Origin of the sequence: Lonsdalea britannica, assembly GCF_003515985.1 — a bacterium.
Lineage (GTDB): Bacteria > Pseudomonadota > Gammaproteobacteria > Enterobacterales > Enterobacteriaceae > Lonsdalea > Lonsdalea britannica.
Genome location: NZ_CP023009.1, coordinates 2,799,977 through 2,816,257, shown reverse-complemented (window position 1 = coordinate 2,816,257; position 16,281 = coordinate 2,799,977). Strand labels below are relative to the sequence as shown.

Genomic DNA, 16,281 nt, shown 5'->3' with positions numbered 1-16,281 from the left:
TTCAAAAACGATCACGCTTTCCAGCAAACCAGACAGTAATGTTTCTTACCGCGGCGCAACAGCGTGTAACGACCGTATAAACGGTCTTCATCACTGAAGGTGTATTCCGCATTGCTCTGCTTTTCGCCATTCACGGAAACGGCGTTGGACGAAATCATCGTCCGCGCCTGACCGCGTGATGGCACCAGCTCAGCGCTGACCAACGCCTGCTGGAGGTCGGCGCCTTTTTCCAGTTCGATGGTCGGCATCCCGTCCTGCGCCAGCTGGGAGAAGTCTTCCTCCGTCATATCCTGCAACGCGCCGGAGAACAAGCTGTCCGTGATACGACGCGCCGCGGCCAAACCTTCATCGCCATGCACCATCTGAGTGACCAGCTCGGCCAGCACGTACTGCGCGCGCGGTGCCTTGCCGCTGTTGCGGTCTTCTTCTTCCAGCGCGTTGATCTCTTCGATGCTCAAGAAGGTAAAGAATTTCAGGAAGCGATAGACGTCTGCATCCGCAGTGTTGATCCAGAATTGATAGAATTTGTACGGGCTGGTTTTGCTGGCATCCAGCCATACCGCGCCGCCTTCGGTTTTCCCGAATTTCGTGCCGTCGGCTTTTGTAATCAGCGGAACCGTCAGGCCGAAGACCTGTTTTTGATTCATACGGCGCGTCAGGTCGATACCAGAAGTGATGTTACCCCACTGATCGGAACCGCCAATCTGCAGCTCAACACCATGCGCGCTGTTCAGAGAGGTAAAATCGTAACCCTGCAGCAGGTTGTAGGAGAATTCGGTGAAGGAGATGCCCACGTCGTCGCGGTTAAGACGCTGTTTGACCGCCTCTTTGTTGATCATCTGGTTCACAGAGAAGTGTTTACCGATATCACGCAGGAACGTCAGTACGTTCATGGAGCCGAACCAGTCGTAGTTGTTGGCGGCAATGGCGCTGTTTTCGCCACAGTCGAAGTCCAGGAACGGGGCGACCTGACGTCGAATTTTTTCCACCCACTCGTTCACAGTGTCTTCGGTGTTCAGCTTGCGTTCGGTCGCTTTAAAGCTCGGGTCGCCGATCAGGCCGGTCGCTCCGCCCACCAGCGCCACCGGTTTGTGGCCCGCCATCTGGAAACGTTTCAGGCAAAGCAGCGGAACCAGATGCCCCAAATGCAAGCTGTCGGCGGTCGGATCGAAACCGCAATACAGTGCAATCGGCCCTTGCGCCAGTCGCTCTGCTAACGCTTCCTCATCCGTCACCTGAGCCACGAGGCCCCGCTCTTGCAATTGTTTTACCAGGTTACTACTCGCCATTGGGAACTCCATTTTATAGAAAATCGTGTCGTATCCCCGGCGTTTGGCCGCCGGGAAACGTACTGGTGCCATAATTCCAACCACGTTGGAACAAAGGATAACCGTCGAATCTGATGCTATACAATAAGCCGCCGTTCGCGGTGAGCGGCAGAAAACGCCATAGAATAAAGCGCGGTTAGCGGGAGCGCCAGAGGCTTGTGCAGGTTTTCGTCCGTTACGGCGCGAGACGGTCTATTTGCCATCCATTTTCCTGACGTTGATAAAGGAAACGGTCGTGCAATCGATGCGTACCGCCCTGCCAAAACTCCATGCTGTCGATATGCACGCGGTAACCGCCCCAAAAGCTGGGGAGCGGCACTTCGCCGTGTTGAAACTTCTGCTTCAACTCCAGGAATTTGCTTTCGAGAATACCGCGCGCGGAGATACGACTGGACTGTCTCGACACCCACGCGCCGATCTGACTGTCTTTGGGGCGGCTATTGAAGTATTTAAACACGTCCAGCGTCGGCAGTTTTTCAGCGTGGCCGATGACCGCCACCTGACGATCCAGCATCTGCCACGGGAAAAGCAGGCTGATGCGGGCATTGTTGGCCAACTGCTGGGCTTTGCGGCTACCGAGGTTGGTATAAAACACCATGCCCTGACGGTCGAAATGTTTCAGCAAGACAATACGTTGATAAGGTTGACCCGTTTCATCCACCGTGGCGACGCACATCGCGGTGGGATCGCTCAACCGAGCGTCGCAGGCCTGCTTCAACCAGCGTTCGAACATATCTAACGGATCTTCCGTCAGATCGCGACGGTGCAGCCCGCCCTGGGTATATTCGCGGCGTAAATCCGCGATATCAGTTTGAACAGCTGAGGCTTCGGGCGCTATCGCAACCGTATTACGTGAGGGTTCATTTTCCGTTGTCATTGCGTCCTTCCATCACACAAACGGGGATCTACGTGAAATCATTCTGCGCCCGCCGGGTGAAAATCTCAATGTTGATAGCCCCCAATCTGTCCGTTACTTCAGCACACAGTCATCGACGATCAGTTTGCCGTTTCGTTGGATTGCAGCCCGATTGCCGGTACGCTCAAAGGTATAGTTATCATCGCTGTACCGTGCTCCCGCGCTATCAGCGATCTCTGATAAGCGAAGCCGTTCGCCATCGAGCAAGAACGCGACCTGCTCGTGACCCTGCTGCTGCGTCTGGGTCACCGTCAGCGGCATCGTCCCACATTGATAGTGCATCACGTTATCCTGAGCATGCCTGAATTGACTACAGCCGCTCAAAAGCACCAGCGCCATCCCCGCCAGCCACATTCTGTTCATCGCTATCTCCCATCGTGATTGTTGAACCGGAAAGCAGTCTACCAACCGGTCGGATGGGATGAGCTCAGGAAAGTCCGATTAGTCGGACATTGCAGGATAAATCGCGCCCAATACCGTTTCCTGACTAGCGCCGGTCACCGAGGGCAGATTCCCGGGCAAGCCCGAGAGCGTGCGGTAGGCCAACCAGGCAAAAGCCAACGCTTCCATGTCATCGCCGCTAATGCCAAAGGCATCAGTCGGGCTAACGGCTGTCTCAGGCAACAATGCCGCTAGCCGTTGCATCAAGAGCGGGTTACGCGCCCCACCGCCGCAAACCAGTAATCGTTCGGCCCCACCGGACTGCGTAATCTGCCGGATGATGCTGACCGCAGAGAGTTCCACGAGCGTGGCCTGGACATCAGCCGGTTCGATCTCAGGAAAAGACTCCAGCTGTTGTTCAAGCCAACGTAGATTGAAATATTCTCGCCCCGTGCTCTTCGGCGCAGGCAGCGAAAAATAGGGATCGCTCAGCATGCGCTGCAATAACCCGTGATGTACTCTGCCGCTCAGCGCCCACACGGCGTCTTTGTCATAGGCGAGTGACTGATGCTGGCGAATCCATGCATCGAGCAGCATATTGCCGGGTCCGGTATCAAAACCGGTGACCGGCTGGCCCGGCAACAGCAGAGAAAGATTCGCGATACCGCCGATATTGAGAATGACTCGCCGTTCGCTTTCGTTGCTAAGCAGCGCGTGATGAAAAGCCGGGACCAACGGCGCGCCCTGCCCACCCAATGCCATGTCTCGTCGACGAAAATCCCCCACCGTCGTGATACCGGTCCGGGCCGCGATCTGGTTGTTATCGCCGATTTGCATCGTACTGGGAACCGGGCTTTGAGGCTCATGCCACACCGTTTGTCCGTGGCAGCCGATGGCCGTAATGTCTCCGGCCCGCAGCGAAGTCTGCGCCAACAGCGTTTGAACCGCCTCGGCGAATAGCCTCCCCAATTGCGTATCCAACTGCCCCACCGCTGACAATGTCACCGCCTGGCCTTGGCACATACCGAGAATCGCCTGTTTCATCATTTCCGGCATGGGGTGGCAATGGCTGGCGAGCTGAACCACATGCCCTTCGCCAATCTCGGCCAGCACCACATCGACGCCATCCAGGCTAGTGCCTGACATGACTCCTATATATCTTCCTGACTGCATGTCTGCTTACCTGCGCCTATAGTTAACAGTAAGTGAGTCTTATCACTAACGTAGAGTCTTAGAGAAATAGTCAATCAAAAAAGCAGGTTACCTTTTTTGATGACATGAAATACAGTATTCCGATACCGTCATTCCGGGCAACACGTCTAAAATTGACCGCGATGATGACGACAGGCAGTTCAAGCGGGAACTTTGTAGCGTGTTTATCATCAATTTAAGCGCAGTGTTTTAACTTGGTGTTTAAAGTGGAATGGCGCTGGGAACAGACCATAATCTAAACACACCTCTTTTTCGCCGGCACCCGGCTGTGCCAGCCCGACATAGTCATTAGGAGTTTTTTATGATGAAGCGTTTCATTGTCATTGCCATCGCAAGCGTCACACTGGCTGGCTGCGCAAACACCAGCACGTTATCAGGCGATGTCTACAGCGCATCCGAAGCCAAGCAGGTTCAAACCGTGACTTACGGTACGGTCGTTTCCACCCGTCCGGTGCAGATTCAAGCTGGTGAGGACAACAACGTCATCGGCGCGGTAGGCGGCGCGGTTCTCGGTGGTTTCCTGGGGAATACCATTGGCGGAGGCGCAGGACGTAGTCTGGCGACGGCCGCGGGTGCGGTCGCAGGCGGCGTGGCTGGGTCGAGCATTGAAGGCGCAGCGAATCGTACTCAAGGCGTTGAGCTCGAAATTCGCCGCGATGACGGCAGCACCATCATGGTGGTCCAAAAACAAGGAAATACCCGCTTTTACTCGGGCCAACGTGTAGCCATGGCAAACAATGGCCGAACCCTGACAGTTTCCCCTCGTTAACGCTAAACAAACACAATCACCACCCATAGGGGTGGTGATTTGGCACTTCAATTAATTGTTGATAAACCGTTCAGCCAACTCTCGTCAATAAACGATGGCGCAAATAACTCTCTATTACTTATCCATTTTAGAAATGCATTTAATTAGGATTGGCTCTCATGTAATGACAGTATATTTTTTTCCAATCGAGATATAATTACCGTTAATTTATCTACTTCTTCTGGCGTAATGCCATCCAGTATTTCACTGCGCGTTTGTTGTATAACATCATTCACCGCCACAATGATTGGATCAGCCATTTCAGTCAAAAGAATACGCTTTGCGCGTCGATCGTGTGTACAAATATGTCTCGTGATCAGCCCTTTATCTTCCAGCTGGTCCAACGTACGGACTAATGAAGGCTGCTCAATACCAATCGCTTTCGCTAGCTGGATTTGAGACTGTCCGGGGGGCAGTTCATGTATATTATGCAAAGTGACCCAATGTGTCTGAGTCAAGTCCAAAGGCTTTAAACGTTGATCAATCAAAGCGCGCCAAACACGTACCAACCGAGCTAAATCAGATCCTAATGGCAATTCCATCACCTCTCCTTATAATTAGCAGACTAAGTTATATCCCTGGATTGCAACCATTTCTGATTTAATAGAAAAGAAAATAAGAAGTTAAATTTTGTTCTAAAAGCGCAAGAGATTTTACCAAATAATAATTAATTAAAAATGATCTTACACTTAATTTTTGGCATTAAACATCACAACAAACATTAAAACAAGGGCGGTTGTTCCGGCTCTGTAGATGATAATGGTTGTTCTACTCTCTCGTACCGCTTCATTCTTTGTCGGCATAGCCTCAAAACATTCTGTTTTTCAGCATCGCTCATCTGAGTCCAGGTAAAACGTTCTGTCCGACTACGGAAACATCCGCGGCAAAAACCACGTTCATTCGCTTGGCAGATACCACGACAGGGATTAGGTACAGGAAAAAGTTCGAGCTGCTCAGCCACGGGACCTCCTCATCGGATCCCTTTATTGAACCGTTGTTAGCAATAGCAGGCAAGCATTCGTTGCCGATATCCGTAAAATAGTTCAGGTAATTGACTAACCGCAACCCAATTCTTAGCAGACCATAACAGGTCCGATAGTCTTCTGTCGATGAAAACCCTAAAATCACAAATGCACGTTTCCGTTCATTAAACAGAGTGTTAACACATTGAAAAATAATGATTTGGACTGAAAGTTTTATGAACGCTATACTTTGCAGACTATTTTCCGTGGTCCACGGTGATGGTGACTGACAAAAGCCGAATGAGAGGAAATTATGCGTTTACTTCATACCATGCTGCGTGTTGGCGACTTACAACGTTCCATTAACTTTTATACCCAGGTATTGGGCATGCGACTGTTACGCACGAGCGAAAATACGGAATACCGCTATTCATTGGCTTTTGTAGGCTACACGGAAGAGAGCGAAGGCGCTGTGATTGAGTTGACGTATAACTGGGGCGTCGATAGCTACGATTTGGGCTCAGCCTATGGGCACATCGCACTGGGCGTAGATGACGTGGCAGCCACCTGTGACCGCATTCGCCAGGACGGTGGCAAGGTGACGCGTGAAGCAGGCCCGGTTAAAGGCGGAACGACTATTATCGCCTTCGTTGAAGATCCTGACGGATATAAAATCGAGCTGATTGAAAACAAACATGCCGGCCAGGGCTTGGGCAACTAACCTATCCCACTGACGGGCGCGCCACCGCGTCCGTCGCCTCCGCATTACTGCATCCCCTTCAAAAGTTTGCCATAATACGCACTGCATTTTTGCTAAAGAAAAGAGACTGATGGCTGAGAAAATTAATCTGAACGCACTGAGCGCCCGTTTTCGCGGGTTTTATCCTGTCGTCATCGACGTGGAAACCGCTGGATTCAATGCTAAAACGGATGCGCTGCTTGAGATTGCAGCCATCACGCTGAAAATGGATGACAACGGCTGGTTGCAGCAGGACCAGACACTACATTTCCATGTAGAACCTTTCGAAGGCGCCAACCTGCAGCCCGAAGCGCTGGCCTTCAACGGCATCGATCCCAGTAATCCGCTCCGCGGCGCCGTCAAAGAATACGATGCACTGCACGAAATTTTTAAAATGGTGCGGAAAGGGATGAAAGATCAAGGCTGTAATCGCGCTATCGTGGTGGCGCACAACGCCACTTTCGATCACAGTTTTCTCATGGCCGCTGCCGAACGTTGCAGCCTCAAGCGTAACCCTTTCCACCCCTTCGCCACCTTTGATACTGCCGCCTTAAGCGGACTGGTTGTTGGGCAAACCGTGTTGGCTAAAGCCTGCATCACCGCCGGAATTCCGTTTGACTCTTCGCAGGCGCATTCCGCGTTGTATGACACCCAACGCACCACGCTGCTGTTCTGTGAACTGGTTAATCGTTGGAAAAAAATGGGCGGATGGCCGTTGCCGCTTAATGAGTCCGAAGAAGACAATACCGCCGAGGCTCAGCGTTAAACTTCATTTAGACACAATAAGGGCGGCCTAAGCCGCCCTATTCAGTGCCGGACGCGCGGTCAATCCCGCCATCGTCCCAACCTCTGACTTACTCTTGGTCCTGCTGCTGAGCATTATGCTTTTCAGCCGTTTCTTTGATCAGCTTCGGCAACTCACCGCTCTGATACATTTCGATTATTATGTCACAGCCACCGACCAGCTCACCATCGACCCATAGCTGTGGGAACGTCGGCCAGTTGGCATATTTAGGCAGTTCCGCACGGATATCCGGGTTCTGCAGGATATCGACATAAGCAAAACGCTCGCCGCATGCCGACAACGCTTGAACCGCCTGAGCAGAAAAACCACAGCTCGGCAGTTTTGGGGAACCTTTCATATACAGCAGAATCGGGTTTTCAGCGATTTGACGCTGGATTTTCTCAATTGTCGTTGTCGTCATTCTATTGCTTCCTTAAAGCACGTGATGGCTAATGATAAGCCACTAGCCATAGCATCAGTAAAGGGCATACGCTCACCCCAACTACTCTGACACATTTTAACGATAGCGATAACCACAAAAAACGCCATCTTTTGTAAGGTTATCGACGAATGGTTTTTAGAAACGGTAACCGGTTAAATGATCAACAAAAATAAGCATTAATACCGAGAAAAAAATACGTATTAACGATTTTTCACTATTCTGTACTCATTAACTGCTTATTCGCGCTTTGTAATCATGCTGATTTGAGGAATACTGTGGAAATCGGACGTTCAAGAACAACCATCGGTCAGACTATAATGCGTTTACTTGCGACTTTTTTCGTATTGGTTTTTAGCAGCTTGGTTTTCAGCCAGGCGATATCGGCCCCCCACGATCCGGCGATAACGCCCCGTAAATCCACCGTCGATCCCTCGGATGCCGCCGATACGAAGAAAAATAAAGAAACCAAAAACGCTAAAAAATCCGGAACATCCACACAAGACAAGAAAAAAATCCGCAGTAAACCGCCGAAGACTCAAACCACCGTTGATGCCAATAACAACAAAAATGCCAAACGCGGCGTAAAACATGCATCGGCAGTGACCCGCACCACTTCAAATAAAGACGTTTCTCCCCGTCAATCCACGCAAAAGAACGTCAAAAAAATATCCAGGCCCCTAACCACACTGGCGTCGACTAAGAAAATGTCGAAACGGGCCCACCCAGCAAGCATGAAAAAAGAAAAGACAACCGCCAGTCGTATCACCCGTAGCAGAAAAGACGATGTGGTCGAAACCGACGGTCTGACGCTAAGCGCCGCGCATAAACAACGCTCGCAGCGCGCTAAAGTCACCGCGATGAACAAGCTAATGAGCCAAATCGGCAAACCCTACCACTGGGGCGGTTCATCGCCATACACCGGCTTCGATTGCAGCGGCTTGGTTTATTACGCCTACAAAGATATTGTGAAAATCCCCATTCCTCGTACCGCCAATGAAATGTTTCATCTGCGTGATGCCGCGCCAATCAAGAAAAACGAGCTGGAAAGCGGTGATTTAGTGTTCTTCCGTATCAACCACCGCGGGACGGCGGATCATGTCGGCGTTTATGTTGGAAACGGGAAATTCATTCAGTCTCCGCGCGCCGGATCAGATATTAAAATCAGCAAGCTCAGCGAAGATTATTGGCAGGAACATTACATAGGCGCACGTCGGGTCGTCATGCCTCAGACAGTCCGATAATCTGCGGCAATCTTTCGAACTGAAGCAAATAGAAAAAGGGACCGAAGTCCCTTTTTTCCCACGTACTCACGCGAAAGAAGTCCGGTGAGCACCATTGTTGGCAGAACAGTTTATGCGCCAAATACCGCGGTAAAGCTAAAGGCAACAATCACCGCCAATGCCGCTACCGTCGTCAACAGCGACATTTTCAAATTCGTATCCATCACTCTCTCCTCAATTTTTCAGCACAACACACAAGGTCGCAATGCCGGTTCATTATAGGGGAACCGACGACGTTCAGCACTCAAACGATGAATATAATGTTATGGGAAAGTGACCTTTCTGTTCCATTCCAGCAGTACGGTGCGTTAATCGTTACAGGATAAGAATAAACACTTCCACTTTCAGGCCAGATCGGACAGAATTGCCGGTTTACTGCTGTACGAACTCCGTTGGTCGAGCATCATTTCCTATCTTCAGGTATATCCGTCGACACCCTCCTTCTGAATGACACCTATCTTCAGAAAGAGAAGAATTCGCGCAGGCAAACGATTAACAAGTTACTTACTGCTGCAGGAAGTAGGTTTAGGAGTCATTTAGATGGCAACGATTAAAGATGTGGCAAAACGTGCTGGCGTTTCAACCACAACCGTATCCCACGTCATTAATAAGACCAGATTCGTCGCCGAAGAGACTAAAGCCGCCGTTCGCGCCGCCATTGACGAACTGCATTATTCTCCGAGCGCGGTCGCACGCAGCCTGAAAGTCAATAACACCAAGTCTATCGGCCTGCTGGCGACATCCAGCGAAGCGCCCTATTTCGCGGAGATTATCGAATCAGTCGAAAACAGCTGCTATGCCAAAGGCTACACGCTGATTCTCTGCAATTCCCATAACGATCTGGACAAACAACGAGCCTATCTCGCCATGCTGGCGCAAAAGCGCGTGGATGGGCTGCTGGTGATGTGTGCGGAATACCCGCCAGAGCTTCTGTCGATGCTGGAAGGCTATCGTCACATCCCGATGGTGGTGATGGACTGGGGCCAGGCACACAGCGACTTCACCGATACTGTTATCGATAACGCTTTCGAAGGCGGATACCTCGCCGCGCAATACCTTATTGAACGCGGCCACCGGGACATCGGGGCTATTCCGGGGTTGCAGGAGCGCAATACCGGCAGCGGCCGTTATCTTGGGTTCAGAAAAGCGCTCGAAGAAGCGGGTATTGATCTCCGTGAAGAGTGGATTGTACAGGGCGACTTCGAGCCGGAATCAGGCTACCAAGCCATGCAGAAGATTTTGGCGCAGAAAAATAGACCGACGGCCGTATTCTGCGGCGGCGATATCATGGCGATGGGCGCGCTCTGCGCCGCGGATGAACTTGGGCTGCGCGTGCCTCAGGATATCTCCATTATCGGCTACGATAATGTTCGTCATTCCCGCTACTTCACCCCTGCGCTGACCACCATTCATCAGCCAAAAGAACGGTTAGGACAATCCGCGTTTGCCATGCTGCTTGACCGAATTACCAGCAAGCGGGAAACGTCTCAGGTGATCGAAGTTCACCCGCGATTAATTGAGCGTCGATCCGTGGCTGACGGCCCATTCCGTGATTATCGTCGTTAGTTATTACATCTATTTCGCGTGAAATAATTACCCTCGCCTTTTCTCCTGCTTCAGCCATTTAAAGCTTGTACCCTGGTTGAAGCAGTCATAAACTTGTCATTGTCTTCTAAGACAATAACCTACGAACAAGACATACTGAGCAGTTTACTATCGTGCCGATATAACATATTGCCTACTCTGGCTTTTGTGGCACGGATAGATGCCTTTCGTACCGGCTTTTCTCTTAATTTCCCCCAGTCCCTTTTTCGGGGGATAGACGATGGATCACGTCCACCGACACCTTCTACAGGTAAATATTATCTAAGCTGTTTCTTGCGCTGACCGCTAACAGCAAGATAGGGAGAGGTTATGAGTTCATCTTATGTGGAGGAACTGGGCACCCATAACACGTCCTGGTTCCAGATTGTAAAAGAAATGTTGTCATCGGCGGACATCGCCATTAACGGCTCTCGCCCGTTCGATATTCAGGTGAAAAACCCTGACCTCTATAAACGCGTGTTGCGAGAAGGCTCTCTCGGTCTTGGAGAGAGTTACATGGACGGTTGGTGGGAATGTGAAAGATTGGATATTTTCTTTCACCGCGTACTCCGGGCCGGGCTTGATAATAAGCTCCCCAAACATGTCAGTGATATCGCCCGCGTTGTTATCGCCCGTCTCACCAACCTACAGTCCAAAAAACGAGCCTGGATCGTCGGAAAAGAGCATTACGATCTCGGCAATGACCTTTTCTCACTCATGCTTGACCCTTACATGCAGTACTCCTGCGGCTATTGGAAGGAAGCCGAGACGCTGGAGCAGGCGCAGGAAAACAAGCTGCGCATGATATGCGAAAAACTGCAATTGCAGCGCGGTATGACGCTATTGGATATCGGCTGTGGCTGGGGGGGATTGTCCGAATATGCCGCCAGGCACTATGGCGTATCGGTGACTGGCGTCACCATCTCTCGTGAACAGCAGCGACTGGCGCAAGAGCGATGTCGGGATCTGGACGTCACTATCCTGCTGGAAGATTACCGCGATTTAGATCGTCAGTTCGACCGCATCGTCTCCGTCGGCATGTTCGAACACGTCGGCCCCAAAAATTACGACACCTACTTCCGCGTCGTCCGCAAAAATCTCAAACCCAAGGGCCTGTTCCTGCTGCATACCATCGGCGCGAACAAAACCGACCTATCGGTTGACCCGTGGATTGACCGCTATATTTTTCCCAACGGCTGTCTGCCGTCCGTGCAGCATATCGCGCACGCCAGCGAGCCTTACATGGTAATGGAAGACTGGCACAACTTCGGCGCCGACTATGACCGCACGCTGATGGCGTGGCATGAACGCTTCCATCAGCATTGGCCGGAGCTGGCCAACGCCTATTCCGGACGTTTCCAGCGCATGTTCAGCTATTACCTGAACGCCTGTGCGGGCGCCTTCCGGGCGCGGAATATCCAGTTATGGCAGGTGTTGTTCAGCACAAATGGCGTGGAAGGCGGAATTCGCGCACCACGTTGAGGACTCAGGTTGGCGGAGCTTATATTTTCCGCCAACCTGCTATCCCGATCAGGCCTGAGAAGGCGTAGGAACCACGGAAAGAGAAAGGTTCTGATTCGCCAGAACGCGTTCAACGGTGTCGACAATCGCCTGAGTCTGCGGATCGATTTCAATGTTGATGTGATCGCCCAGTCGTTTCTTGCCTAGCGTGGTGCGTTGTAACGTTTCGGGGATCAGATGCACGCAGAAGCGGCTTTTCGTCACTTCACCGACCGTCAGGCTGATCCCGTCGATGCCGACAAACCCTTTGTGCAGAATATACTTCATCAGCGTTTCGTCCGCCGGACGGAACCAGATCTGATGATTATTTTCCGAGGTGAGAATCTTCACGATCTCCGCCGTACACATAATATGGCCGGACATCACATGCCCCCCCACATCATCCCCAAATTTCGCGGCGCGTTCGACGTTAACCCAAGAACCCACCTGCAAATCAGCCAGGTTGGTTAAACGCAGCGTCTCTTTCATGATGTCGAAGCTGACCCGATCGCCGTCGATTTTAGTCACCGTCAGGCAGCAGCCGTTATTAGCGATAGACGCACCGATCTGTAACCCGGGCAGCAGCTCATGCGGCAGCTGCAGGACATGAGTGCGGAAGTTGCTTTTTTCATCAATAGACACCACCGGCGCGGTGCCTTGAACGATACCGGTAAACATTAATTCTGCCTCTTTACAAATCCAATTCGATTAGAGAATGTCGCAGACCTCAGGCCCGCGACAAAAGCGCTAACGTCAGTTTGCACGATATGGTGTGATATGGGTAGTTTGACAGACAGTTTTACCTGCTAGGTTTAGCCGCTATATATAGACAAGTTATTGGTAAAATGTTGTTAGAACATTACAATACCCCACTTTTTTCAAATAAATAGGATGATAGCGTCATCTCGAATGACGAACTGTCGATCTACAAAAGGTGTTCGCGTGCAAAAGTACCTATCCGAAGCGCGTCAGCTGTTAACGCTAGCAATTCCCGTCATCATCGCGCAGGTGTCTCAAACATCCATGGGTGTCGTCGATACCATTATGGCCGGTTCGTACAGCGCTACCGACATGGCGGCGGTGGCGGTCGGCACTTCGATCTGGCTGCCGGTCATCCTGTTCGGCCACGGTCTATTGATGGCGTTGACGCCGGTGGTGGCCCAGCTCAACGGCTCAGGCCGGCGTGAACGCATCGCGCATCAGCGGCAGCAGGCCTTTCTGCTGGCCGCCGCGGTTTCCGTCGTCACCATGCTCGTGCTCTATCAAGGCGACAAAGTCATTCATCTGATGCACAACGAGTCGCCGGAGCTGGCGGACAAGGCGGTGGGGTATCTGCGTGCGCTGCTTTGGGGCGTGCCGGGCTACCTGTTTTTCCAGGTGCTGCGCAGCCAGTGCGAAGGGCTATCCAAAACCAAGCCGGGGATGATCGTCGGTTTCATCGGCCTGCTGGTCAACATCCCGATCAACTACGTGTTTATTCACGGTAAGCTTGGCATGCCCGAATTGGGTGGGATCGGCTGCGGCGTCGCCACTGCCTCGGTGTACTGGACCATGCTGTTTTTGCTGGCGGGCTACATGCGCCGGGCCCGCTGGATACAGGATATCAGCAGCTATGCCACGCCCTTGCGCCCCGACTGGCCCGTCATCAAACGGCTATTCAATCTTGGACTGCCGATCGCCCTGGCGATCCTGTTCGAAGTCAGCCTGTTCGCGGTTGTCGCCCTGCTCGTGTTGCCGCTGGGCGTCATCGATGTCGCCGGCCATCAGATAGCACTTAACTTCAGCTCGCTGATGTTTGTTCTGCCGATGTCGCTTGGCGTCGCCGCCACGATTCGGGTCGGGCACCGGCTTGGGGAAGGCTCTGTGCCTAATGCTCGCATTGCCGCCCGCACCAGCATTTTTTGCGGCGTTGCGCTGGCGCTCTGCACGGCAATATTCACCGTTGTAATGCGTGAACCGATCGCCTTGCTTTACAATGACAATCCTCAGGTTGTTGCGATGGCCTCGCATTTGATGCTGCTTGCCGCTATCTATCAGGTGTCGGATGCCATTCAGGTTATTGGCAGCGGCGTTTTGCGCGGCTACAAAGACACCCGCTCTATTTTCTTTATCACCTTCACCGCCTACTGGGTGCTCGGTCTGCCCTTCGGCTACATGCTGGCGCTAACGGATCTATTGGTCACGCCGATGGGTCCGGCAGGATTCTGGTGCGGATTTATCATTGGCCTGACCGCTTCCGCCATTATGATGGGTTTGCGTATTCGTTGGGTACAGAACCAGCCTGCGTCGGTCACGCTGGCGCGTTCAGAGCATTAAGCCACTGAAATGATGAAAAAAACGGCGAACTGGATATAAGCTCATCAATCGAACCGGCAAGGCGGCAATTTGGTTTATTTGCCCCTTGCCAGCCGCCGTTCAGGTCGTTAATATCCGTCCCCGTTGTCGCACAGACAGCAGCATTTCAGGAATGCGTTCTTAGCTCAGTTGGTTAGAGCACCACCTTGACATGGTGGGGGTCGATGGTTCGAGTCCATTAGAACGCACCATTCCTGCTTTTTCTTTTCACTAATCCGCCTTTTATTATTTCTTATTCTAAGTGCTAAAATTGCCTGCCTAATGGTCGCACTAAGCCCAAAACCGCCTGTTCTTCAATATGTTCGGCTTCCCCTCCTGTTGACCCCATAGCGCCATTATTTGGCATTAACGCAACACTAACTCTTTATTATTGATAGCTATTTTTCACTTTCCTGACTCAGTTTCCCCCTCCCGTCGTGTCACCGTTTTTTTCTCGCGGACCCGCACGGAAAGCCGTGGTCTTTGTTTCATTTTTGGGCGTGTTTAGACTCAGCTCAAAAGAGACAAAGAATCGTTGTGTTTCAGGAGCCCCCCATGACCACCTATTCAAATCCAGAAGCATTTGCTGACGTAAAATCTTATCCGTTCTGGCTGGACACCCTTACCGCCGGGATGCCCGCGCCCTCGCTGCAAGACAGTGTTTCCTGCGATCTTGCTATCGTCGGCGGCGGCTATACCGGTCTGTGGACGGCGTTGTTGGCCCGTCGCAAATGGCCCGAGAAAAAGATCGTCATTATCGAAGCCAGACGCTGTGGCTCAGAAGCCAGCAGCCGCAACGGCGGTTTCTGCTCGCCAAGCATCTCCCACGGGGTGTCCATCGCGCTCAATCGCTGGCCCAAAGAAGCAAACAAACTTATCGAGTTGGGTAAAACCAATCTGGAAGAGTTGGAAGCGGACCTCCATGAGTTTGGGATGGAAATCGAGTTCGAGCTGTCCGGTCAATTAAATCTGGCGAGCCAGCCCTGGCAAATCGAAGGGCTACGCTCGATGCAGCAGGATTATCAGCGCTTCGGCCTGGAGTGCGAATGGCTGGAAGGCGACAGTCTGGCCGAGAAGCTGAACTCCCCCCGCTACACAGCGGGCCTGTTCGAAACGAACTACGCCATGGTCAACCCCGCCAAAATGGTCAGTGAATTACGACGGGTTTGTCTGTCACAAGGCATCGAACTATATGAAAACAGCGAGGTGAACGCGTTGACGCAACACGGCGGAGACGTCCGGTTGCGGACGGCTTCAGGAGAAGTGCTGGCCAAACAGGTCGTACTCGCCACGAACATTGCCGTGCCGTTGCTGCGCCATCTGGCTTCGACGGTCATCCCTGTCTACGACTACGTGCTGGTGACGCATCCATTGAGCGACGCACAGTTAGCCGATATCGGCTGGACGGGACGTTACGGCATCTCCGACAGCGGCAATAAGTTTCACTATTTCCGTAAAACGGCGGACAACCGCATTCTGTGGGGCGGATATGACGCAATCTACCACTATGGCAGCCGCCGCGACGAGTCGCTGACCCAACGTCCCGAAACGTTTAACCGCCTGGCCGAACAGTTCCGCGACGTTTTCCCTGCCATTCAAGACATCGGCTTCAGCCACGCCTGGGGCGGGATCATCGATACGTCCGCACGCACGACGATGTTTACGGGCTGTGAAGCCGACGGCAAGATTGCCTATGCCTTGGGCTATACCGGACTCGGCGTCTCCGCCTGTCGTTTCGCCGCACTGAATATGCTGGACCAGCTCGCGGGAGAAAAAACACCGCGCACCGAATTGCGCATGCTCTCCCGAGCCCCGATCCACTTTCCACCAGAACCGCTGCGTTTCGCCGGCGTACAGGCGGCAATTCACTCTTTGGCCCGCGAGGACCGGGATGGGCATCGCAATATGCTGCTGAAAACCTTCGATGCTCTGGGTATTGGCTTCGACTCCTGACGGCACCTGAAAGATGTCAAAAAACGGCGGCGTTTTTTTCTAAAATCGGTTAGGTTCT

17 protein-coding genes and 1 tRNA gene are annotated in these 16,281 nt (G+C 52.2%); 9 read left to right on the top strand and 9 right to left on the bottom strand.

The window, feature by feature from the left end; all coding sequences use genetic code 11:
- Positions 1-11: 11 nt before the first annotated feature.
- The 4 genes from tyrS to anmK form a co-directional block, all read right to left on the bottom strand.
- Positions 12-1,289 carry a tyrosine--tRNA ligase gene (gene tyrS, locus CKQ53_RS12860; protein WP_094118015.1) on the bottom strand — a complete coding sequence of 426 codons (1,278 nt, stop codon included), beginning with the start codon at positions 1,287-1,289 and terminating at the stop codon, positions 12-14.
- Positions 1,290-1,503: 214 nt separating this feature from the next.
- Positions 1,504-2,205, bottom strand: coding sequence for a pyridoxamine 5'-phosphate oxidase (pdxH, locus tag CKQ53_RS12855; RefSeq protein ID WP_094118014.1), 702 nt, complete (start codon positions 2,203-2,205; stop codon positions 1,504-1,506).
- Positions 2,206-2,298: 93 nt separating this feature from the next.
- Positions 2,299-2,607 carry an MliC family protein gene (locus CKQ53_RS12850; protein WP_094118013.1) on the bottom strand — a complete coding sequence of 103 codons (309 nt, stop codon included), beginning with the start codon at positions 2,605-2,607 and terminating at the stop codon, positions 2,299-2,301.
- Between the two features lie 78 nt (positions 2,608-2,685).
- Positions 2,686-3,798 carry an anhydro-N-acetylmuramic acid kinase gene (gene anmK, locus CKQ53_RS12845; RefSeq protein ID WP_118895049.1) on the bottom strand — a complete coding sequence of 371 codons (1,113 nt, stop codon included), beginning with the start codon at positions 3,796-3,798 and terminating at the stop codon, positions 2,686-2,688.
- Positions 3,799-4,138: 340 nt separating this feature from the next.
- Between anmK and CKQ53_RS12840 the strand changes: the two genes are divergently transcribed.
- Positions 4,139-4,606: an outer membrane lipoprotein gene (locus CKQ53_RS12840; RefSeq protein WP_085652829.1), complete on the top strand. Its 468-nt coding sequence runs from the start codon at positions 4,139-4,141 to the stop codon at positions 4,604-4,606.
- A gap of 143 nt (positions 4,607-4,749) precedes the next feature.
- Here CKQ53_RS12840 and slyA read toward each other — a convergent pair whose 3' ends face one another.
- Together slyA and CKQ53_RS12830 are read right to left on the bottom strand one after the other, a co-directional pair.
- Positions 4,750-5,187, bottom strand: a complete 438-nt coding sequence (gene slyA, locus CKQ53_RS12835) for a transcriptional regulator SlyA (protein WP_085652828.1) — start codon at positions 5,185-5,187, stop codon at positions 4,750-4,752.
- A 179-nt stretch (positions 5,188-5,366) separates the two neighbouring features.
- Positions 5,367-5,606, bottom strand: coding sequence for a DUF1289 domain-containing protein (locus CKQ53_RS12830; protein WP_085652827.1), 240 nt, complete (start codon positions 5,604-5,606; stop codon positions 5,367-5,369).
- Positions 5,607-5,920: 314 nt separating this feature from the next.
- Between CKQ53_RS12830 and gloA the strand changes: the two genes are divergently transcribed.
- Together gloA and rnt are read left to right on the top strand one after the other, a co-directional pair.
- Complete coding sequence (gene gloA, locus CKQ53_RS12825) at positions 5,921-6,328, top strand: lactoylglutathione lyase (protein ID WP_026742642.1); 408 nt, start codon at positions 5,921-5,923, stop codon at positions 6,326-6,328.
- Between the two features lie 109 nt (positions 6,329-6,437).
- Positions 6,438-7,112 (top strand): ribonuclease T, encoded by a 675-nt coding sequence (gene rnt, locus CKQ53_RS12820; RefSeq protein ID WP_085652826.1) that lies wholly within the window; start codon positions 6,438-6,440, stop codon positions 7,110-7,112.
- Positions 7,113-7,200: 88 nt separating this feature from the next.
- Here the strand turns inward: rnt and CKQ53_RS12815 are convergent, their stop codons facing one another.
- Positions 7,201-7,551, bottom strand: coding sequence for a Grx4 family monothiol glutaredoxin (locus CKQ53_RS12815; protein ID WP_085652825.1), 351 nt, complete (start codon positions 7,549-7,551; stop codon positions 7,201-7,203).
- Between the two features lie 338 nt (positions 7,552-7,889).
- Here CKQ53_RS12815 and CKQ53_RS12810 point away from each other — a divergent pair, with 338 nt between their 5' ends.
- Complete coding sequence (locus CKQ53_RS12810) at positions 7,890-8,813, top strand: C40 family peptidase (protein ID WP_094118012.1); 924 nt, start codon at positions 7,890-7,892, stop codon at positions 8,811-8,813.
- 110 nt (positions 8,814-8,923) lie between these two features.
- Here the strand turns inward: CKQ53_RS12810 and cydH are convergent, their stop codons facing one another.
- Entirely contained in the window at positions 8,924-9,016 is a 93-nt protein-coding gene (gene cydH / locus CKQ53_RS12805; protein WP_099045404.1) for a cytochrome bd-I oxidase subunit CydH, read from the bottom strand.
- A gap of 376 nt (positions 9,017-9,392) precedes the next feature.
- Between cydH and purR the strand changes: the two genes are divergently transcribed.
- Both purR and cfa read left to right on the top strand, forming a co-directional pair.
- Complete coding sequence (purR, locus tag CKQ53_RS12800; RefSeq protein WP_085652823.1) at positions 9,393-10,418, top strand: HTH-type transcriptional repressor PurR; 1,026 nt, start codon at positions 9,393-9,395, stop codon at positions 10,416-10,418.
- Between the two features lie 348 nt (positions 10,419-10,766).
- Complete coding sequence (gene cfa, locus CKQ53_RS12795) at positions 10,767-11,918, top strand: cyclopropane fatty acyl phospholipid synthase (protein WP_085652822.1); 1,152 nt, start codon at positions 10,767-10,769, stop codon at positions 11,916-11,918.
- Positions 11,919-11,966: 48 nt separating this feature from the next.
- Here cfa and CKQ53_RS12790 read toward each other — a convergent pair whose 3' ends face one another.
- Entirely contained in the window at positions 11,967-12,614 is a 648-nt protein-coding gene (locus tag CKQ53_RS12790; RefSeq protein ID WP_085652821.1) for a riboflavin synthase subunit alpha, read from the bottom strand.
- 264 nt (positions 12,615-12,878) lie between these two features.
- Between CKQ53_RS12790 and CKQ53_RS12785 the strand changes: the two genes are divergently transcribed.
- The 3 genes from CKQ53_RS12785 to CKQ53_RS12775 all read left to right on the top strand — a co-directional run bounded on the left by CKQ53_RS12785 (position 12,879) and on the right by CKQ53_RS12775 (position 16,223).
- The gene (locus tag CKQ53_RS12785) at positions 12,879-14,252 is read left to right on the top strand and encodes an MATE family efflux transporter (RefSeq protein ID WP_085652820.1); all 1,374 of its coding nucleotides are present in this window, start codon (positions 12,879-12,881) and stop codon (positions 14,250-14,252) included.
- Positions 14,253-14,405: 153 nt separating this feature from the next.
- A tRNA-Val gene (locus CKQ53_RS12780) sits at positions 14,406-14,482 on the top strand.
- Between the two features lie 343 nt (positions 14,483-14,825).
- Complete coding sequence (locus CKQ53_RS12775) at positions 14,826-16,223, top strand: NAD(P)/FAD-dependent oxidoreductase (protein WP_094118011.1); 1,398 nt, start codon at positions 14,826-14,828, stop codon at positions 16,221-16,223.
- Positions 16,224-16,281: the final 58 nt, after the last annotated feature.